Source organism: Spiroplasma endosymbiont of Tricholauxania praeusta, from assembly GCF_964019535.1.
Classification (GTDB): domain Bacteria; phylum Bacillota_I; class Bacilli_A; order Mycoplasmatales; family VBWQ01; genus Spiroplasma_E; species Spiroplasma_E ixodetis_A.
Genome location: NZ_OZ026450.1, coordinates 66454 through 87995, shown reverse-complemented (window position 1 = coordinate 87995; position 21542 = coordinate 66454). Strand labels below are relative to the sequence as shown.

The 21542-nt window shown below is 26.0% G+C and carries 22 protein-coding genes; 3 read left to right on the top strand and 19 right to left on the bottom strand.

The window, feature by feature from the left end:
- Positions 1 to 83: 83 nt before the first annotated feature.
- The 6 genes from AACK96_RS00460 to AACK96_RS00435 form a co-directional block, all read right to left on the bottom strand.
- A complete protein-coding gene (locus AACK96_RS00460) occupies positions 84 to 572 on the bottom strand; it encodes a hypothetical protein (RefSeq protein WP_338974428.1) in 489 nt (162 codons plus the stop codon).
- Between the two features lie 75 nt (positions 573 to 647).
- Entirely contained in the window at positions 648 to 1169 is a 522-nt protein-coding gene (locus AACK96_RS00455) for a hypothetical protein (RefSeq protein ID WP_281748805.1), read from the bottom strand.
- 20 nt (positions 1170 to 1189) lie between these two features.
- Positions 1190 to 3853, bottom strand: a complete 2664-nt coding sequence (locus tag AACK96_RS00450; RefSeq protein WP_338974426.1) for a cation-translocating P-type ATPase — start codon at positions 3851 to 3853, stop codon at positions 1190 to 1192.
- A 24-nt stretch (positions 3854 to 3877) separates the two neighbouring features.
- Complete coding sequence (locus tag AACK96_RS00445; RefSeq protein WP_338974424.1) at positions 3878 to 4153, bottom strand: aldo/keto reductase; 276 nt, start codon at positions 4151 to 4153, stop codon at positions 3878 to 3880.
- A gap of 88 nt (positions 4154 to 4241) precedes the next feature.
- Positions 4242 to 4754, bottom strand: a complete 513-nt coding sequence (locus AACK96_RS00440) for an aldo/keto reductase (RefSeq protein WP_338974422.1) — start codon at positions 4752 to 4754, stop codon at positions 4242 to 4244.
- Between the two features lie 27 nt (positions 4755 to 4781).
- Positions 4782 to 5432, bottom strand: coding sequence for an NAD(P)-dependent oxidoreductase (locus AACK96_RS00435; protein WP_338974420.1), 651 nt, complete (start codon positions 5430 to 5432; stop codon positions 4782 to 4784).
- Between the two features lie 820 nt (positions 5433 to 6252).
- On the opposite strand from AACK96_RS00435, the gene AACK96_RS00430 reads away from it, so the two are divergent.
- Positions 6253 to 6471, top strand: coding sequence for a hypothetical protein (locus AACK96_RS00430; RefSeq protein WP_338974418.1), 219 nt, complete (start codon positions 6253 to 6255; stop codon positions 6469 to 6471).
- 55 nt (positions 6472 to 6526) lie between these two features.
- Here AACK96_RS00430 and AACK96_RS00425 read toward each other — a convergent pair whose 3' ends face one another.
- The 7 genes from AACK96_RS00425 to AACK96_RS00395 all read right to left on the bottom strand — a co-directional run bounded on the left by AACK96_RS00425 (position 6527) and on the right by AACK96_RS00395 (position 13157).
- Positions 6527 to 7372, bottom strand: a complete 846-nt coding sequence (locus AACK96_RS00425; protein ID WP_338974416.1) for a hypothetical protein — start codon at positions 7370 to 7372, stop codon at positions 6527 to 6529.
- Complete coding sequence (locus tag AACK96_RS00420; protein WP_338974414.1) at positions 7347 to 7994, bottom strand: nitroreductase family protein; 648 nt, start codon at positions 7992 to 7994, stop codon at positions 7347 to 7349. Before AACK96_RS00420 ends, AACK96_RS00425 begins: the two co-directional genes overlap by 26 nt.
- Before the next feature lie 102 nt (positions 7995 to 8096).
- Complete coding sequence (gene tuf, locus AACK96_RS00415; protein WP_338961656.1) at positions 8097 to 9353, bottom strand: elongation factor Tu; 1257 nt, start codon at positions 9351 to 9353, stop codon at positions 8097 to 8099.
- A 103-nt stretch (positions 9354 to 9456) separates the two neighbouring features.
- On the bottom strand, positions 9457 to 11559 hold the full coding sequence (gene fusA / locus AACK96_RS00410; protein ID WP_338974412.1) for an elongation factor G: 2103 nt from the start codon (positions 11557 to 11559) through the stop codon (positions 9457 to 9459).
- A gap of 15 nt (positions 11560 to 11574) precedes the next feature.
- A complete protein-coding gene (gene rpsG / locus AACK96_RS00405) occupies positions 11575 to 12042 on the bottom strand; it encodes a 30S ribosomal protein S7 (RefSeq protein WP_174481359.1) in 468 nt (155 codons plus the stop codon).
- Between the two features lie 14 nt (positions 12043 to 12056).
- Complete coding sequence (rpsL, locus tag AACK96_RS00400) at positions 12057 to 12476, bottom strand: 30S ribosomal protein S12 (protein ID WP_252320120.1); 420 nt, start codon at positions 12474 to 12476, stop codon at positions 12057 to 12059.
- Between the two features lie 189 nt (positions 12477 to 12665).
- The gene (locus AACK96_RS00395) at positions 12666 to 13157 is read right to left on the bottom strand and encodes a hypothetical protein (RefSeq protein WP_338974410.1); all 492 of its coding nucleotides are present in this window, start codon (positions 13155 to 13157) and stop codon (positions 12666 to 12668) included.
- Between the two features lie 30 nt (positions 13158 to 13187).
- On the opposite strand from AACK96_RS00395, the gene AACK96_RS00390 reads away from it, so the two are divergent.
- Positions 13188 to 14435 (top strand): ISNCY family transposase, encoded by a 1248-nt coding sequence (locus AACK96_RS00390; protein ID WP_338973446.1) that lies wholly within the window; start codon positions 13188 to 13190, stop codon positions 14433 to 14435.
- A gap of 318 nt (positions 14436 to 14753) precedes the next feature.
- Here AACK96_RS00390 and AACK96_RS00385 read toward each other — a convergent pair whose 3' ends face one another.
- Together AACK96_RS00385 and AACK96_RS00380 are read right to left on the bottom strand one after the other, a co-directional pair.
- Positions 14754 to 15167 carry a hypothetical protein gene (locus AACK96_RS00385; protein ID WP_338973439.1) on the bottom strand — a complete coding sequence of 138 codons (414 nt, stop codon included), beginning with the start codon at positions 15165 to 15167 and terminating at the stop codon, positions 14754 to 14756.
- A 199-nt stretch (positions 15168 to 15366) separates the two neighbouring features.
- Positions 15367 to 15660: a hypothetical protein gene (locus tag AACK96_RS00380; RefSeq protein ID WP_338974408.1), complete on the bottom strand. Its 294-nt coding sequence runs from the start codon at positions 15658 to 15660 to the stop codon at positions 15367 to 15369.
- Positions 15661 to 15914: 254 nt separating this feature from the next.
- On the opposite strand from AACK96_RS00380, the gene AACK96_RS00375 reads away from it, so the two are divergent.
- Positions 15915 to 16196 carry an HU family DNA-binding protein gene (locus AACK96_RS00375; protein ID WP_174481356.1) on the top strand — a complete coding sequence of 94 codons (282 nt, stop codon included), beginning with the start codon at positions 15915 to 15917 and terminating at the stop codon, positions 16194 to 16196.
- A 148-nt stretch (positions 16197 to 16344) separates the two neighbouring features.
- Here AACK96_RS00375 and AACK96_RS00370 read toward each other — a convergent pair whose 3' ends face one another.
- The 4 genes from AACK96_RS00370 to AACK96_RS00355 all read right to left on the bottom strand — a co-directional run bounded on the left by AACK96_RS00370 (position 16345) and on the right by AACK96_RS00355 (position 21486).
- A complete protein-coding gene (locus tag AACK96_RS00370) occupies positions 16345 to 17964 on the bottom strand; it encodes an MATE family efflux transporter (RefSeq protein ID WP_338974406.1) in 1620 nt (539 codons plus the stop codon).
- Positions 17965 to 18183: 219 nt separating this feature from the next.
- The gene (locus AACK96_RS00365; protein WP_338974405.1) at positions 18184 to 19203 is read right to left on the bottom strand and encodes a hypothetical protein; all 1020 of its coding nucleotides are present in this window, start codon (positions 19201 to 19203) and stop codon (positions 18184 to 18186) included.
- 148 nt (positions 19204 to 19351) lie between these two features.
- Positions 19352 to 20491, bottom strand: coding sequence for a hypothetical protein (locus tag AACK96_RS00360; RefSeq protein WP_338974403.1), 1140 nt, complete (start codon positions 20489 to 20491; stop codon positions 19352 to 19354).
- On the bottom strand, positions 20491 to 21486 hold the full coding sequence (locus AACK96_RS00355; protein WP_338974401.1) for an alkaline phosphatase: 996 nt from the start codon (positions 21484 to 21486) through the stop codon (positions 20491 to 20493). The genes AACK96_RS00360 and AACK96_RS00355 overlap by 1 nt, the downstream gene beginning before the upstream one ends.
- Positions 21487 to 21542 lie beyond the last annotated feature (56 nt).

Sequence of the window (21542 nt, the reverse complement as noted above, 5' to 3'; positions counted from 1 at the left end):
AGTAATCTATTTCATAAAGATATCACAAAACTAAATATATAGTAGAAATTAAGTGAGGAAAATAACTAATTTTTTGATATGGACTAATTAAAATTAGTTTTATTGGATAAAGAAAAACTTAATAAAAATAAAGAATTTATTTCATAAACTAATTGATTTGAAGGTAAATCTATTCATAAATCATTATTTTTTAATTCCAAAATTTCTTTATTGGAAATTAAAAAATTTAATTTATTAAAGATAAATATTAAATTTCCTTTAACTTCAAAAAAAATACTACTAAAAAATCAATTATCTTGTAAAAAGTTTAAACTTTCCATTAAAATATTAAAATTATCTTTTAAATTAATTTCTATAACTTCTAAATAATATTTATTTATTTCATTTCAAAACAATTTTTCTAAATCTTCATATTGTTTTTTTGTTTTTATTAAATCTCATAATTTCATTAAAGAAATTTTTTTATTAACTCCATTTTCATTAATAAAAACGAATCTATTTCATATTTCTCTATTTTCAAAGAGAAATTTTTCAACATATTTATATACTTTATCTTTAATTTTATTTTTCAAAAATAAAATTTCCATTCTATTAGAGTGTTTTATAATTTAATTATAAAATAAAATCAAAATTTTTTTCAAAAACTATTATGCTGTTAATAAAAAATTACTTATTTTTTCAAAAACAACATTCATATTTAATTTCTTAGGTTTAAAAGAACCATTATCATTAATTTTCATAAACATTTCTTTATACCACAAAGAAAGTTGTTCATAAAAATCTTTATTTATTTTATCTTTATTTTTAATTGTCATCATCATAATTTCATATCAATTTAAATTACATTTATATGGTTGAAAACCTTTTAAATCTCATTGTATACAACATTCAATAATTAAAAAATCAGGAGTTGCAACAAATTCAAAATCATTGTATTTAGTATAACATTTAAATAATGAATTAACATAATGATTTCGTTTTTTCATTTCTAATTCTCATTTACATAAAAGTAAATTAAAATAGTTGCGTTCCAAGTCTAAAAATGGTTGCATTGCCATATTTGTAATTTTTTTATTTAAACAATGATCATACATTAGTAGTTCTTTACGCAATGCAGTTAAACTCATATCTGGTGTATAACTAAATAATTCATACGGAATAATTCTCATTATTAATTTTCCATTCTATATTATTTAACTTTTACTTTATTTTGTTCTTTTTTAATTAATTTATTAACTAAAAGTCTAATTCCTTTATACACTTCTAATAATCACATTGGTATTGTTGATAAAGCAATACAAAGTAATCAATCAACTGCCCGAAAACCAGCACCAATACCAAAAGCATTGCTAACAACAGGTGTAAAAATAATAAAAGTATTAATAGCAAAAGCACTAATCGCCGCAACTCAAATATATTTATTTTTTCAAGTAATCTTATTAAAAATACTTGTATTAGCACCTAAAACAAAAGAAAATGCATAAAAAACAGGAGCATTAGTCATTATAACAAAAACAAAAACAAAACCTTCACTATTATTTTCACGTAAAATTTGAGGTAAAAAATGAAAAGCTAATAGTAATAAGGTACTTAATATTATACTAACAATACCAATAAATCCTCAACTACCAGTAAGAATTATATCATTCCGTTTCGTTGGTTTTCTAAGCATTAAATCAGGGTTATTAGGTCCCATTGACATTGGAATTGCAATAACAGATTCAACAATTAAATTAATTCATAAAATTTGAATTGGTTGCAATAATTCATTTCATCCAAAAATAGCACCAATAACAATTGAAAATACTTGGGCCATATTAGTAATTAAAATAAAAATAACAATTCTTTTAATTTTACTGTAAATATTGCGTCCTTCTTCAATAGCATCAACAATAGTAGCAAAATTATCATCAGTTAATACTATTTGTGAAGATTCTTTAGCAACATCAGTTCCCGTAATACCCATCGCTACTCCAATATCTGCCGCTTTTAAACTAGGAGCATCATTAACACCATCACCAGTCATCGAAACAACCTTATTATGACTCTGCAATGCTTTAACAATCTTAACTTTATGTTCAGGAGAAACACGAGCAAAAACTCGATATTGATTAATATTAGCATTAAATGATTCTTCTGGAATATCATCAATCGTATTACCACTAAGTGCTTGTGTTTTATTTTCAATCAAACCTAATTCTTGACCAATAGCAACAGCAGTATTTAAATGATCACCAGTAATCATAATTGTATCAATACCTGCTTTTTTAGTTTTAACTAAAGAATCTTTAACTTCGTTTCTTGGTGGATCAATCATTCCAACTAATCCTAAAAAAGTTAAATTACTTTCAATTTCACTAATATTACTATAATCTTTCGTATTATTAACAGTTTTATAACTTGCTCCCAAAACACGTAATGCTGAATTTGACATTTCTTCCATACTTGCAATTATTTCTTTTTTAATTTGTGCAGTTAATACTACCCTTTCGTTATTAATAAGCGCATGAGTACAAATATTAATCATATTATCAACCGCACCTTTAACAAAAACATAAGTTTCTTTATCGTATTCATTAATTGTTGACATTAATTTACGATTGGAATCAAAAGGTATTTCATGAACTCGAGTATGTTTATCACTAAGTGCCTTTGTTGGAAACTTTAATGTTTCTGATCAATTAATAAGTGCTGCTTCCGTTGGATCACCAATAGTTTTATTTTTACTAACTTCACTATTATTACATAATACTAAACAATCTAAAAATAATTGTTCTTGCTTATTTTTCTTTTTAAAGTCATTACTATCATTAACTGATTTTGTTAAATAATATTTTTTAACAGTCATTTTATTTTGTGTTAAAGTTCCGGTTTTATCAGAACAAATAATATCAACTTTACCTAATGTTTCAACAGCAGGTAAATGTTTAACAATAGCATGTTTTTTTGCCATTCTTGAACTTCCCAGTGATAATGAAACGGTAACAATAACTTGCAAACCTTCAGGTATTACTGCTATTGTTAAAGCAATTCCAAAAATTAAAGCATTAATAGCAGGTACTTTAATTAAGAAAAATTGTAATAAAAACATAGCTAAACCTAATAATAAAGCAAAAACCGAAATTATTCTAATTAAAAAAGACATTTGTCGCGTTAATGGTGATTTAGGTTCTTTTTCTTCTTGTAATAACTTAGTTATTTTTCCAATTTCAGAAGTTTTTGCTGTTGCATAAACTAAACCAAGACCACTACCTGTCGCAATAGAAGTAGACATAAAAGCAAGATTAGTTCTTTCACCAATTGATAATTTTTCTTCAGTTAATGCTTCAGTAGTTTTACTAATTAAGGTTGATTCACCAGTTAAAAGTGATTCATTAGTACGTAAATTATAAGACTGAATAATACGCAGATCAGCAGGTACAAACATTCCCGCATCTAAATAAACCAAATCACCTACCACTAAATCTTTAGCATCAATATCGTATTTATTACCATTACGAATTACTACTGCTTGTGAAGAAACTAATTTCTTTAAAGAGTCCAAAGAAGCTGCAGCTTTTACTTCTTGATAAGTAGCCAAAGTAGCATCAACAATTACAATTAAAAAAACAACTAATGCTTCTTGTCATTGACCAATAACAGTAGCAATAATTGCTAATGCAATTAATACTAAAACAAATGGTTCAATAAAATGTGCTAAAACTATTTTTCAAATTGGTTTTTTTTTCGTAACTGGTAATTGATTAGGTCCTGTTTCTATTAGCAATTGAGCTGCGGCTTCTTCAGTTAAACCTGTAACAAAATTAGTATTTAATTTTTTTGCTAATTCCTTAGTTGAATCATTTCAAATCACAATTATTTAACCCCCTTTTTAAATTTAATCCATCATAATTCCTTTTCAAAATTTTTTATCATTAGATTGTGGCCCTAAAGCAGTTTGTGGTAATTTTTGAATTTTTAACATCTCTTCTTCTGTTAGTTGAAAACCCCCAATATCGGGATTACTAATAATTCGCTCTGGATTAGTTGATTTAGGAATAACTATTTGACCCAATTGTCAAGCTCATCTTAAAGCAATGTGACTAGTAGTAACCTTGTATTTATTTGCTAATTCTTGTAATAATGGTATTTCATCTGCTCTACCACCTAGCATTGTTCTTCATGAAGTAACAGCAATATTATTCTCGTAACAAAAATCTATTGTGTTTTTTTGATTAAAACCAGGATGTGTTTCAATTTGATTAATTGCTGGTTTTATTTTTATTTTTTTTAAAAAAATCTTTCAATTGTGAACTATTAAAATTTGAAACACCAATTGCCCTAACTTTACCATATTCATAAAATTCTTCTAAGGCTCTTCAACATTCAAAACTTTGTTTAGTTGGTCAATGAATTAAACATAAATCTAAATAATCTAGTTTTAAACGAGTCAGGATACCACGCAAAGCATCTTTAGTAAGTTCATATTCATGATTGTCATTTCAAATTTTAGAAGTAATAAATAAATCTTCCCTTTTAACTTCTGGATTTTCTGCTAAAAAATCTTTAATTGCATTACCAATTATCTCCTCGTTTTTATAATATTCTGCAGTATCAATATGACGATAACCATTTTGCAAAGCACAAATTACTGAATTATAAATAGATTTACTATCAACCATTAAATATGTACCTAATCCAAATTGAGGAATTTTGACACCATTATTTAAAGTTATCGTTTTTTGTAAAATTTGTTCTTTTGTAAGTTTTAACATTTGTCTAATATCCTTTCAAACAAAATATTAATTATAACCCGCTGTAAAACGTTTTTTAATAAATTTTTGTTCTTTAATCTCATTAATAATAGCAATTGCAGCATCACCATAACTAATTTCACTTTTTCCTTCTTTATTAACAATTAAGTGATTGTTACCAATTTTAAATTTGCCTAAAGTTGGTAATTCTGGGTCATAGTATAAAGAAGGGCTAAAATATGTTCAATTAATGTCACTGCTACGATAAGTATCTAATGCTTGAACTTGTTGTTGTGCATGCTCTTTTCATGCTTCAGGAAATGCAATTGTTTCTACTAATATTTCATTCTTATCATTTAACAAACTACCAGCACCACCAACAATTAATAACCTTTTAATATTTTGACATTCATGCATGATAGTAATTAAGTTTTTAGCAACTTGCTGATGAATATTTTGGGGATTATCAATAGTAGGGCCGTAAGCACTAATTAAAATATCAACATCATTAACAACCGCTTTAATACTACTTTTATTAGTAAGATCACCTTTTTTAATGGTCAATCGATTATCATTATTAAGAATTGGCATTTTAATAGGATTTCTAGTAATGGCAACAACTTGATATCCCTGTTTTAAAGCTTCTTTAGTTAAGGCAAGTCCTGATTTTCCTGATGCTCCAATAATTCCAATTTTCATAGTTAGTACTCCTTTTCAAACTTAATTTTAACGAAGAGTCAACAATATACTATAGTAATTATAACATAAGTACACCTTATATTAGGTATTAGTTTGAGTGTTAGTAAATCATAACATTATGATTTTAATTTATAATATTGCTACTTTTACTTACAAATTTACAATTATATATAATAATTTAATTACAAAAATATTTTTAAAAAAGATATTAAAATGATATTATTAATAATAATTTATTAAATGTTCATTACTAATATATATATATATATATATTAGTTTTTTTAATTTTATTAAATTATTTTAAAAAAATAAAGATAAATATTGAAATTTAAAATTTACTATATGTTTATTTTTAAAATAAAGTCTTTATTCAAAAAACAAAAAGATGAAGGAGAAAATATGTTATTTAAAGAAAATACAGAAAATTCAAATGTTACATTTTGTATTAAAAACCCTACTGTAAAATATGAATTTCAATTACATCAAGATAATAACCCATTAGAAATTAAACACTAGAAAAAGTAACAGTAACTTGTCATCGCGGTGATTATATTATTACAGGAGTTATTGGTGAACATTGAGTTGTTAACCAAAAAAATTTAAAACTACTTATATTCCAGTTATTAATAATATAAGTAAGGGGGAAGCTTGAGCAAATCCCGATTCTAAAATAAAAATAGTTAATCTTAATAAAGATAATAAAAGTGGAGAATTATCACTACCTTGGGGTCCAAATGGTACTAAAAAAGAAGTACAATATACTAAAGAAGATGTTTTAATTTGAGATGAAGATGGATATTGATATCTTTGCAAAAAATCAGTGTTTGAAAATACTTATTTAATTAGTCAATCTAAAACAGAACTTGAAGAACAATTTCAAAATTTACTTAAATTAACAAATAATAATGATAATTTAGAAACTCAAGATGTAAGTTCAAATAGTGAAACAAGATTGAATGTTAATAAAATTAATAATTTAATGCCTTTATCAACAAATACAACAATATATAATTCACAAATACCAAAAAATTTGAACTAAAAAAATAAAATGTAATAAAAAATATTAATTTAAATAATTAATATTTTTTATTTTCTTAATATTTATCACAAAAAGTATAAAGTAATGATAAGATTGCAGCGCCAATTAAAACATCATTTTGATTATGATTTGCTACTTGCGTAGTAAAACTAGGTAATAAACAAATATTTTTAAAAAAATATTGATCAATAATTCTTCCAATATTATTATTTGTTAATGAAAATTGTTCTTTTAATATTTTACAATAATCATTATTATTTTTAATTAGTATTGAAGTTTTTTTAGTAGCACCAAAATCAAGATGTAAACCTTTTTTATATAAAGGTAAATTTAAAACTTGATCATTATTTCAAATATCATATAAATCAAAAATTTTATGTTTTTGAAAAAAATAACTAACTTTATTTTTGAATTTACTTTCATCATTATGATAACTCAAATAGTTTTTTAACATTAATATTTCAGTTCTAGCACCAAGTAAAATCAAAGATTTAATGTTATATTTTAATAACTTATTAGTTAAAAATTTAAAAAACTGTTGTTGATGTTTAATAAGTTTTAAATCTTCATTTAAAATATTTGGCTGTGGAATAACAGTTTTAACGAATAAATATAACTTTTTATTTTGCAAATTACTAACACTTAAATCTTCTTTTTTATTAATAATTAATAATGCAATTGAAAAAATTTTTTCAAAATCATGAGCATACGAATTTTTCTTTTTTTTATGTAATAAATTACGAAAAGTCTCAAAATCAAAAATAAGAATTGGATATTCAATCTTATCTAAAAATTTACCAATAACATTAATATTTAATTCAATATCTAAGTTATTTATTTTTAATTTTTCCATTGCAATACCTTTTCTAATACATTTATTTGATAAGCGTACTGATTTCACTAACTTCATTTTTAATAATTTTAGTTTTTGATGGATAACCATAACCAGCAGACACTAAAATTGTAACATGATACTTATTAGGTTCAATAATCTTATTTGATTCTAAGTAAGTTAATAATTGTTGTTCATTAAAACCACCTAATACAACATTATCAATTTCATGAGCAGTTAATAATAATAAAAGATTTTGTAATAAAATAAAAGTTTGACATTGTGCCCAATGATTTATTTGTGTTTTTTTGTCATGATCAAAGAAATTATTAAATGTTGATTTATAAATTTCGTATTGTGGTTTTGTTAAATTACGTCTTTTCATAACAGTATCAACAAATCATTGATTACTAGTATTGAAATTTTCACCACTATAATTTAATAAAATAAATAAATGTGAACAAGTACTAACTTGTTGTTGATTATTTATGATTGGTTGCAATTGTGCTTTAATTTTAGAATTACTAATAACTAAAATTTTTCATGGTTCTAAACCATATGAAGATGGGGTATGACGCACATAGTTAAGAATATCGTTAATTTTACTATCACTAATAATTTTACTAGGATCATAATTACGAATTGATTTACGATTTAAAATTAGACTTTCCAGTTCTTTAACATAAGGCATTGATTTGTCATCTCTTTTCTATAAATTAATTTTACTACTAAAATATTTTTAATTAAAAATCTTTATTCTCTTTTGAGAATAAAGATTTTTGATTTAATGTGATTATTCAATAACTTCAGTAACTTGTCCGGCTCCAACAGTTCTTCCGCCTTCACGGATTGAGAATTGAGTACCTTTCTCAAGGGCAACTGGGTGAATTAATTCAACAGTAATAGTAACGTTATCACCTGGCATAATTAATTCCGATTTTTCACCTTTATTAATAAAGTTTCCCATACTTCCTGTAACATCAGTTGTACGGAAATAAAATTGTGGTCGATATCCCGGATTAAATGAAGTATGACGTCCACCTTCTTCTTTAGTTAGAATATAAACTTCACCTTTAAATTTAGTATGTGGAGTAACTGATCCTGGTTTAGCAATAACTTGTCCACGTTGAATATCTTCACGTTTAACTCCACGTAATAATACTCCAACGTTATCACCAGCTTGTGCTTCATCTAATAATTTTCTGAACATTTCAATACCAGTAACAACAACTTTTTTAAGACCTTTGTTAATACCAATAATATCAATTTCATCATTAACTTTTAAAGTTCCACGTTCAATTCTTCCAGTAGCTACTGTTCCACGTCCAGTAATAGTGAAAACATCTTCAACAGCTAATAATACTGGTTTATCAACTTCTCTTTTTGGTGTTGGGATTCATTCATCCATTGCTGTTAATAATTCTTTAATTTTTGCTTCTCATTCTTTTTTACCATCTAATGCTCCTCTTGCAGAACCACGAATAATTGGTGTATCATCACCTTCAAATTCATACTTAGTTAGTAATTCACGAATTTCCATTTCAACAAGTTCTAATACGTCATCGTCTACACTTTCCATATCACACTTATTTAAGAATACAACAATTTTTTTAACTCCAACTTGACGTGCCAATAGAATGTGTTCACGTGTTTGTGGCATTGGACCATCAGTTGCAGAAACAACTAACACTGATCCATCCATTTGAGCTGCACCTGTAATCATATTTTTAATGTAGTCGGCGTGACCTGGACAGTCAACGTGTGCATAGTGACGAGTTGGTGTTTCATATTCAACGTGAGCTGTATTAATAGTAATACCACGTGCTTTTTCTTCTGGAGCAGCATCGATAGAAGCATAGTCCTTAAACATACCTTTATATCCATCTGCTTCATGTTTTGAACAATAACTAGTAATTGCAGCAGTTAATGTTGTTTTTCCGTGATCAACGTGACCAATTGTTCCAACATTAACGTGCGGTTTTGTACGTTCAAATTTTTGTTTTGGGCCTGTTGATACAGGCTTTGATTTTTTTACTTCTTTTTCTGCCATTTTTGTTTCCTCCTTGGAAATAATTAATACTTATTTTTATTTAATTAAATTAAACACTAAGATAATTTTAAAGTAAAGTTATTATACTTTCAATTAAATTATTTTATTTTTTAGTAATTCTTCCTTTTTGATATTTACCAGCAACTGCTTCAGCAACTGATTTTGGTGCTTCTTCATAGTGTGAAAAAGACATTGTATATGTTCCGCGTCCTTGGGTCATTGAACGTAATTCAGTAGCATAACCAAACATTTCAGATAAAGGCACTTTAGCTTTAACAACTTTACTATTACCACGCATTTCATCTGCTTCGATAGTACCTCTTTTACCAGAAATTTTACCAACAATAGAACCATAATATTCATCTGGAATAATAACTTCAACATTCATAATTGGTTCTAATAATACTGGTTTTAATAAATCTTTATTATCTTGTAAAGATTTAGAAGCTGCAATATTAAAGGCACGTTCTGAAGAGTCAACAGGGTGGAATGAACCATCATATAATGTTGCTTTAACGTCAATAACTGGATATCCTGCAATTAAACCATTAGCTAATGATTCAATTAATCCTTCTTGTACTGGTTTAATGTATTCACGTGGCACTTTACCACCAACAATTTTATCAACAAACTCGAATCCTTTATCTGGATTTGGTTCAAATTTAATAATAACATGTCCATATTGGCCGCGACCACCTGATTGATGAATATATTTACCCTCAGCGCGTTCACAAACTGCTTTAATTGTTTCACGATAAGCAACTTGTGGATTTCCAATGTTAGTTGCTACTTTAAATTCACGTTTTAAACGATCAGTTAAGATGTCTAAATGCAGTTCTCCCATTCCTGAAATAATTGTCTGTCCTGTTTCTTTGTCTGATGAAACACGGAATGTTGGATCTTCTTCTGCAAGTTTTTGTAAACCTAAACTCATTTTTTCTTGATCAGCTTTTGTTTTAGGTTCAAGCGCTAATGAAATAACTGGTTCTGGAAAGACCATTTTTTCTAAAATAACTTCATGTTTTTCATCACATAATGTATCACCAGTAGTTGTATCTTTTAAACCAACAATAGCAGCAATGTCACCAGCATAAACCTTTTTAATTTCGGCACGACTATTGGCATGCATTTGTAAAATTCGACCAACACGCTCTTTTTTTTCTTTAGTTGAGTTTAATACATAACTACCAGATTCTAATGTTCCCGAATATACTCTAAAAAAAGTTAATCTTCCAACAAAAGGGTCAGTCATGATCTTAAATGCTAACGCTGAGAAAGGTTCTTCATCACTAGAATGACGTTCTACTTCTTTTGATGAAACAGGTAATATTCCTTTAATTGCAGGTACATCTAATGGTGAAGGCAAGTAATCAATAACTGCATCTAACATTAATTTAACACCTTTATTTTTAAAGGCACTACCACATAATACTGGGAAAAACTCAGCAGCAATTGTTGCTTTACGAATTACTGTCTTAATTTCAGCAACAGTTACTTCTCCTTCAGCATATTTCATAAAGAAATCATCATCAAAGTGAGAAAGTGCTTCTAATAATTCCTCACGTCTACTTGCAATAACATCTTTAAGTTCTTCAGGAATTGCAATTTCTTTATAATCCTCATTTGGTTTACCATCAAAATGGTATGCTTTCATCTCAATTATATCAATAATTCCATCAAAAGCATCTTCTGCACCAATTGGTCATTGAATTGCATGAGCATTAGCACCAAGACGATCTTTTAATGTTTGAATTGAATGAGCAAAGTCAGCCCCAATTTTATCCATTTTATTTGCAAAAACAATTCTTGGTACATTATACCTAGTTGCTTGATTTCAAACAGTTTCGGTTTGTGGTTCAACTCCAGTTTGCGCGTCTAATACAGCAACTGCTCCGTCTAAAACTCTTAATGAGCGTTCAACTTCAACAGTAAAATCAACGTGACCCGGAGTATCAATAATATTTATTCGATTATTTCTTCAAACAGCAGTTGTTGCAGCTGAAGTAATAGTAATACCACGTTCTTGTTCTTGTTCCATTCAGTCCATAGTTGCGGCACCTTCATGTACCTCACCAATTTTATGAATTTTACCAGTATGATATAAAACTCTTTCTGTTGTTGTAGTTTTACCAGCATCAATATGAGCCATAATTCCAATATTTCTAGTATTTGCTAGTGAATATTCTCGACCTGATTTTTCTGCCATTTTCTCTCTCCTTTATTATCATTTATAGTGAGCAAAGGCTTTATTAGCTTCAGCCATACGATGAATTTCATCACGTTTTTTAATTGATGAACCATTACCAGTAGCAGCATCCATAATCTCAGCTGCAAGTTTATCTTGCATACTATTACCATATCTTGCTTGTGAATAAGAAACTAATCAACGAATTGCTAAAGTTATCTTACGAGTAGCACTAACTTCAATAGGAACTTGATAGTTTGCACCACCAATTCTTCGAGTTTTAATTTCTAATTGTGGTGTAATATTAGCAATTGCCTTTTCAAATACTTCTAATGGTACTTGTTGGGTTTTTTCTCCAACAATTTTAAAAGAATTATAAACAATTTTTTGAGCTACACTTTTTTTACCATCAATCATAATGGCGTTAATTAATTGAGTAACAATTTTTGAATCATAAATTGGATCAGCAACTAATTCTCTTTTAATAGCTTGATTTTTACGCATTTAGTTTTACCTCCTTATTTCTTATCTTTTGGTTTTTTAGTTCCGTATTTAGAACGACCTTGATTACGATTTACTACTCCGGCAGTATCAGAATACCCACGAATAACATGGTATCTAACTCCAGGTAAGTCTTTAACTCTTCCACCACGGATTCCAACAATAGCATGTTCTTGCAAATTATGACCTTCTCCAGAAATATAAGCAGTAACTTCCATACCGTTAGTTAAACGAGCACGAACAATTTTTCTTAAAGCTGAGTTAGGTTTTTTTGGTGTTCTTGTAGTAACTACAAGCGCTACACCTTTTTTTTGCGGACTGCTAATTGAAGAAGTTGTTTTTGTTAATGAATTATATGAAACATTTAACGCTGGTGATTTAGATTTGTATTTTTTATCTGTACGTCCTTTACGTAATAGTTGGTTCATTGTTGGCATTAATCGTTAGCCTCCTTTATGATTTTAAAGAATTAATTATATACACAATTCCTAGTGTATCAAAATTTAGTCCAATAAGTATAATACCAGTTTTTAATAGTAATAGTCAAATAAATTTTGAAAAATAATTAGAAAAAAATGACACAATTTAAATTGTGTCATTTTAATTATAATAAAATATTATATTTCTTATTCGTGTGCTGTTACACCAGTTAATTTAACAGCAACTGCAACATCTTTTGATTGCCCAAGTGTAACTTTAATATTAACTGTATTATCTCCTACAGTTAAATCTGTATCTTCTTTATCAAAAGTAAATGTTGCTTCACTAGCTTTATCTTCATCAGTAACTTTTTTAATTGCTGCTGTAATAATATCTTTAGCATCACTTTGTTTTTGTGAATCATTTAATGATTTACCATCAACACCTTTTTCTAAAGCTGCTTTAATATCAGTTGTAACTTCAACATCTGTCTTTTTATGTGCTAATGTAAATGTAATAGTTATTGAATCACCATTATAAATTTTACCATCAGGAGTAACTACTGCACTAGTAATTGGATCTCCCTCTTTTTCAGGAGTATTAACTTTAACTGTAATACCATTTAAATCAATGTTTTTATTTTCTGTGTCATTATTTAGTGATAATTTCCTATTAGTTATCGAGTAAAAATTTCCCAAAAGTGAAGTTAAATATACTTGGTGATAAAAATGGAAAGAAGCATGACTATGAAAGAAAAATATAAGTACAAAATTATAAATGATATTATTATTAATAAATTATCTAAACATCAAGCCAAGAATAAACTTAATCTAACTATTAGAAGAATTAACCAATTAATTCAAATTTTTAATAGAGAAGGTAAAGTTGGTTTTATTCATAAATCTCGCAATACAATTTCTAATAAGGCAACAAATTTTGAAATCAAAATTAAGATTATCAACTTGTATAAAACAAAATATTATAATTTTAATTTTCAACATTTTCATGAGAAATTAATGAATGAAGAAAAAATTAAAATTTCATATAGCACACTTTATACTATATTAATCAAAGAAAAAATTACTTCACCAAAAAGACATAAAAATAAAAAAAATAACTTACATCCAACAAGAAATCGAAGAACAAATTTTGGTGAATTAATTCAAATGGATGCAAGTAATCATCATTGATTTGGTAACGATAAACCAAAATCATTTTTACATGCTGCAATTGATGATGCTACAGGAAATATTGTTGGACTATGATTTGATCATCAAGAAACATTAGATGGTTATTATAATGTTTTTTATCAAATTTTAACTAATTATGGCATACCAAAAACATTTTATACTGATAATAGAACAGTTTTTGGATATAAGAAAAAAATTGATTCAGGTAAAATAAACACAGAAAATGACACTTATACTCAATTCCAAAAATGCTGTAATGATTTGGGTGTTGAAATAATTAGAACTTCAATTCCACAAGCTAAAGGTAGAATTGAACGTTTATTTGGAACACTTCAAAGTCGATTAATTAGTGAATTACGACTTAATAAAATTAAAACATTAGATGAAGCTAATCAATTTCTCAAAATGTACATAAACGTTTTTAATAAACAGTTTGCCTTTCCTATTGATGATAATAAATCTGCTATGGTTAAAGCTCCTACACAAGAAGAAATAAATATTTATCTTTCAAGATTTTCTAAAAGAAAAACAGATAGTGGTTCAACTATAACATATTATGGTAAAAAATATTTTCCTTATAAAAATAACAAAGTTCAATACATACAATCTCGAATTGATGTAATTGTACTTAAATCGTTTATTAATGAATTATATCTTAGTTACAATAATCAAATATATGAACTAAAAGAAATAGCACTAAAACCAATTATTAAAGACAACTTGATAAAAACTAAAAAAGTTTATATACCCAATAAAAATCATCCTTGAAGATATGGATATCAATAATTCCTAATTAAAGTTATATAAGATTTACATTTTTTGAATACTAAACCATATAAATTTTTAAAATGTTTGTATATGAGCAAATTTGGTGCTTTAAAATTGATTTTAAAGATATAAAGAGATTACAAATTCAATATCTTCCTCTTTTACATTTTTTTGTGATTTTCTACTAGAACTTTGACTTTTGCTTGTTGAAGCTTCACTGTTTACTTTTGATTTGTCTTTTTGAAATCCAAGAGCATTAGTAACTCTTTTTTTATTTTTTTCTAGTATTTTATAAAATACTAGAAAAAAAGAACTTTCATTGTTAATTGAAAAAATTTAGGCAAAAAAAGCACGATTATTATATCCACTAGTTGAAGGTTGATTTGTCAACTCCATTGAATTTATTTCTTCTTTTTCAAGTTCTTTTAATAAGTTTTTTTTATTGTTATTTATTTTACAATTATAAATACAATAACCAATAATAATTGATGTTGTAATTAATCCATAACCAATAAAACCTGTTGTTGGTCAAAAATAATCTGACTCATAAAAATTAGTTAAATAATTTTTAATATTTGTTCATATATCTTTTTTTGTTTCAAAAAGTTCAGTACTAGTATTATTAGCATTATTAGTTTGATTATTGAAATTTGTCATTTCAGTTGTTGTTATTTTATTGAATATTTTTGATACAGGAGTTGAGATTACCGATGGTAAAGTAGTTATGTTATTAATAATTACCGATAGCATACTATCATTTCATGAATTGGTCTCCATATAAACTATCCTTTCAAAATAAAAACCTATTTGTTTAAAAATAAAACAATGGGTTAAAAACTATATTTAGTTTTTAACAATATTATAATTAATAAATTTTTAAATATTAAATATTTCTATATTATAAAAAATAGAAACTAAAATTTTCAGGATTATTTAAAATTTGTGTATTTTACTGAAATAGTTTAAATTTCCCAAAATAATTTAGTTTTTTTGATAAGTATTTTGGGAAATTTTCACTCGATATTGACATGTTTTTATTTTCTGGAACTGCTTTAATAGCTTCTTTAAGTTCTTTCTCAGTTGGTTTAGTAATATCAACAACTGAAATTGGACCTAATTCTTTCTTTTTTAATACTGTATCTAAATTAACTACAGTTTGATCACCACAAGCTACAACTGAAGTAGTAGCTACTGTTGTTAGGGCTAATGCACCCATAAGTCTTAATAAATTTTTCATTTGCATATCTTAGTACCTCCGAAATAGTTATTTACTTATTTTTTGAATTTTAACATACAAGAAAATGAATGTAAAGATTTTTTGCTTTGCACATGTTAATTAACATATAAATTTATATATTCAAATCTTATTTTTTTACTAGTCTTTAATTTTCATTAAATAAGGTTTTTTTAAAAAATGTTATATAATAATAAGTATCATTTAAGGCATGTTTTTATAGCATACTTATGGTAATTGGTGAAGAAAGGGTTGAAAATTTTATGCAAAAAAGTCAGATAGCACGAGCTGTACAAAAAAAATTAGAATTATCAGAAAAAGAATACAAAGAAGTGTTAGAATTTATCTTAGATAAAATTGCTACTGCTTTAATTAAAGGAGAAAAAGTAACACTACGTAACTTTGGAACTTTTACTATTAAATACCGCAAAGCTCGACCGGGAGTAAATCCACAAAATTCAGAACCGATGGCTATTCCTAGAAAGCGAGTAGTTAAATTTAATTCTTGTAAAGCATTAAAAAAGAGAGTTAATGAAGGTAAATAAATATTTTATTTTAGGAATGACTTCAATCAAATATAGATTGTATATTCATTCCTTTTAATTTGTAAAATTAACAACCTTTTTTAATCTTAAATAATTAAAAAATACTCTGTTTTAAATGAGTATTTTTTATTTTCTTCATATATTAATATTAAGATATATTTTTATTAACTACTTTTTTTTCTGATAAATTAGATATTTGCGTTTTTTTATCTTTAGTTGTATGAATAAATGGTTTAGATTTTCAAAATGTATAAATTAATAATGGTAATAATATAAAAGCAGCAAATAAATCAATAAAGCCAAGAAATAAATAAAAATAAAAACCATTATGAGAAACATGTGCAACATAATATCCTAAAACTAAACAAATAATTGGCATTATAATTGTTCGTTGTAAACTAGCAAATAATGACAATTTACCACGATTAATTGATTGATAGAAAATAACAGCAACATAATGTAGTGTAGCTAATGGATAAAAAGCAAACTGCATAATAATATAAACTTTAAAGAATCTTGCCATTTCTAAATCTACGCCAAAGAAATGCATCATATATTGCCCCGCTATTACTACTAATAATACTGAAGCAATTAGCAACAATAAAAGTAATAAAGTTAAACGTCACATCAATTGTCAAACACGACTAAAGTCCTTTGAACCATAAACATAGCCAATTAATGCTCTTGCTCCCTGCGTAATTCCAATAATAGGTGCATTAATTAAAATTAACCAAGGCATAATACCACCATATAATTGAACAAAAACCGGAATACCAGTACTTCCTCCACCATGATAGTCTCGAGGTGGCAATGTATTTAAAATTTTAGTAGTAACCATTGCCAAAATACTTTGGGCAATATTTTGTAATAAAGAAGTTGCACCAATTAATAAAATGCCCGTTACTATTACTCATTTAAGTTTTAAGTGTGCTACTTTAAATCTTAAATTATCGGCACTATATCAAATAATACCTATTGAAAATAAATTAATGCTTGCTCAAGCAATAATAGTTGCATATGCAGTGCCTTCCATTCCTAATTTACCAGGAATAACAAAAATAAAATCTAAAGATATATTTACTAAACAAGCTGCAACATTAATTAAAATTGTTCATAACATCATTCCTTCACTACGTAACAATGAAACTAAAAAATAAGCAAAAAAAAGTAATGGTGTAGCAAGAATTAAAATTTGTGAAAATCTAACTGCTTCTTTAATTATTATTTCCCTAATTACTGGATTACTTCCAGCATCACTTCCAGCTTGAAATTCAATAATACCTTGACAACTAAAATACATAATGATCATAAGAACAATAGAAACTAAAAAAGATAATAGAAACCCATTTCCTAAATATTCTGACATTTGTTCTCGTTTATTTTGACCATATGCAATTGAAAACTTAATACCTGTTCCAGTAGCAACCATTAAAGCAAAGGAAACCATCATTGAAGAAGGAACAGCAGCATAAGTAGTAGCAATATTAATAATTTTTAATGCTTGTTCAGCAGTTATCATTATTCCTGAATTTTGATAATTATTATAACGATCAATAATACTTTGTCCACCTCATTGTGTAGCAATTCATTTATCAAAAATTTGATAAGTAGAAAAAATAATTACAGCAATTAAAGGTGGTGTGACCATAATAAAGATTGCTTTTCATGGATTTGCCGTGCTAAAAATAGCTTGTCTTTTCAACTTGTTTATTGAATTTCTTTCTGTTCGTTTATTGAAAGTAACTTTAGCAAGATTTTCTTTTTCCATAATATTATCCTTTCTAACAAAATTAATCTAATTAATATTATATTTTATAAAAGCTCATAACTAAAGTATCTATTGCTGTCACAAATAAAAAACATGTTTAGTATTTTAAAAAATGTTAGAAGAAAAAAATTAAAATATAAATTTTTATAAAAAATATAATTACATTATAACCTAATAATAAATAAATATTTAAAAATAATCTCTTTAATTTATTTTTATTTAAAAACTATCATTACTTCCAATTGAAAAAACAATTGGTATTTTATTAGTTTTTCACTTAGTTCCTGTATGAAAATCAGGAGTAATAATAACATAAACCATACCAACTTGTTGATAATAGTTATTAATTACATGTTTAGCAAATTTATCACTAAAATAGTGAATAGTAAAATTACCAGTTAAAGGATCGCTCTTTAATTGATTAGAAGTATTAATAACATTCTTATTAATTTGTTGATATGTTAAATTAGGATTAACAATAATTGGATCCATTCCTGATAAATCATTAATTGTATTTAAATCAGAACGCTTATCTGTTAAAGTTACTTTCAAAATGGCTGTTGTTCCTGTTCAATAAGGATCATTAACATCTGCTGTAATTTTAACTCAAATATCACCAGCAACCTGTTCTTCATCATCTGCTGCCACTTTTCCTTCTTCATCACTAAAATAATTAACAGTAAAACCAGCCGCTAACTTATTATTCTCAAATTGCTTAGCACTATTAAAAACAGTTGAATCAATTTCTTGATATTTTTTAGTAGTATCAACTTTAATATTAGATAAATCAGTAAGATTAGTAATATTATCTAAATTGGCCTTTTGAATTGTTATTTTCAAATATTTAGTTTGACCTTTTCAATAAGGATCATGGTGATCGGCAGTAATTATAACATAAACATCCCCTGGTTCCTGTCCATCGTTATTAATAGTATCTTTATCACCATCATTTTTATAATAATTAACTTGATAACCAGCAGCTAGTTGATGTTGTTTAAATACATCTGCTGTATTATAAATATCTTTATTAATTTCACCATAAGTTGCTCCTAGTGTAAGTGTAAGTTTGATATTGCTTTCTTTAGTTGTTCTGAATAATGATTTTGATATTATTTGTAAATTTTTATGATGATAATTAATATTATTATCTAATTCACTAGTAACTGATAAATTAGTTGTTGTGATAATTGGTGTAATAATAGTTGTTAAACTTACTAATGTTGTTAATAATGTTTTCATAATTAATCCTCCCCTTTTTAACACTAATTTTAGTAACATTTTATCATTTTTCAAATAAAGATGGTTGATTATAAAATGAGGAAAATCGTTAATAATTAAAAGATAATAATTATTTTTATTATAAGTGAAAAAGATTAATTATAATAATTTAATGAATAATTGCTTTCTTTTTTTCTATAGCAAATACTTTAAATTTAAATAGTTTTACATACTGTCTTGATAAAAAAGCACAAAAGAAAATTAAAATTGACATCTTAACAAATGAGTAAATTATAGTAACAAAAAAATTATTATTTACAAATTCCACTGCTCTTCTAGCAACATTTAATCCAAATATTAAGCGCAATAATAAACCTGTCATAAATTCAACACTAATTATTTTATTAAAAGCAATATGGAAAAATAAAATAAAAGTAGTACCATGAAATAAAAAGGCTAAAGTTTTATTATAATTAATATTTAACATAATAAAAGGAATAAATAAAAATAAAGCTTGCAAAATTTCCATAATATCTCAATAAATTAAAGGAAAATAAAATATCATTCGACAACTAATAATAACAATAAATAAAGAAAAACTAAGTAATGAATAAACCACATTATCTTTTATCTTTTCTCAATTTATTCATCACTGAAAATTAAGACCAACTAAAAAAGCTAATAACCCAGGTATCAGTTGTAAAAATCCACCCTCACGAAATGATACATAAAATAAATCTCAATTAAAGTTATCATATCAATATAACTTACTAGTAAGTTGCAAGTTAATACTAAATATTAAAACTATTATTAAAAAAATACTAGTAATAACTAAAGTTATTATTTTAACAATATTTCAACTTTTATTACTTAAAGAAAAATGGTTAGTAACAACTTTTACTAATGCGCTACCACCAATAATAATTCATATCATTCATTTACCATAATCAAAAAATAATAATTTAAATCATAATCCTATCATATAACCTGTTGTTACATATCCTTCTTTAAAAGCAAAAAAATCTAAATACATAAAACTTGTAATTAAAGATAAAATCATAATAGCTAGTATTAATTTACTATACTCTTTTCAACTAAAATTATTATTGGCACTTAAAAAACCAAATGATATCAATATAACAAATAACATTGGTGAGCAAAAATAAGCATTAAAAGCATGTAAACTACCACCAATATTTAAAGTAACATTTTGTACATTATTTCAAACAATAAAAATAGTAGCAAGCACAATAAGTAATCTAATGCCATTATTTCGAAAATTAATTTGTTTAAAATTGATAATATCCATTACTTAAACTCCTCACTATGATCATACATATTTGTCATATCAAAAAAAGGTGTTAAAATTGGCTGACCATCTCAAATTATTGGTCGTGAATTAATATCTAGTAATCAAGCAATAGTAACTGGAATATCATAAATTTTAATTTTATCTGGAATAATTCCGTGTTTTGGAATACAATTTCCTGCAAAAAGCAAAGGAATTTTTTGTTCAGAATCAGAAGAATGACCATGATATTGTGAAACACCTCCATGATCAGAACTAATAATTAATAAGGTATCTTCTCACATTTCTAAATCTTTTAAATTTTCAATAATACCTCCAATATATTTATCAGTCTGACTAATTGTTTGATAATATTCTTCACTATTTCATTCACGTGAATGACCTGCTAAATCAGGATTAACATAATAAAAAAATGAAAATAAAGGTTTATTAATTAATACATTTTTCGTATTTTCAAAAGTTTGTTTATCATTTTCTGTTGCACAATAATTACCATTATTACTAATTAAAGTTTTTATATTTTCTTGCCCTTTGGGCTGAAAATTAGCAATCATTTCACCTTCACTAGCATAACCAAATAAATTTTTTGAAGGACCATACTTATCAATAATAGAACTAAAAATACTTACTTGATCAGCTTTTACTTCAGCATGAACAGTATGATGAATATTCCACAAATCTTGATCAACAACACCATGCTTAATAGGATCTGTAGCAAACATAACACTTGCTCAATTTGCAGCAGAAGAAGTTGGTAAAACATCACGTGCTTCCAATGTATATGCACCATGATGCATTAAATAGTTCATATTTGGACTATAGCCACTTTTTAATGCATAACTGGCCATACCGTCAATACCCACCATAACTACATGTTTAGGTTTTTTTGCTTTAGGAACCAATTGATTAGTTGGTTCATTTGTTAAATAATCATTACTATGTGGTACATAATTTAAAATTGGATCGCGATAACTATCGTAACTAATAGTTATCATAATCCAAACTACTACTCACACAATATTTATTAGTAAAAAAACAATTATTTTTTTAG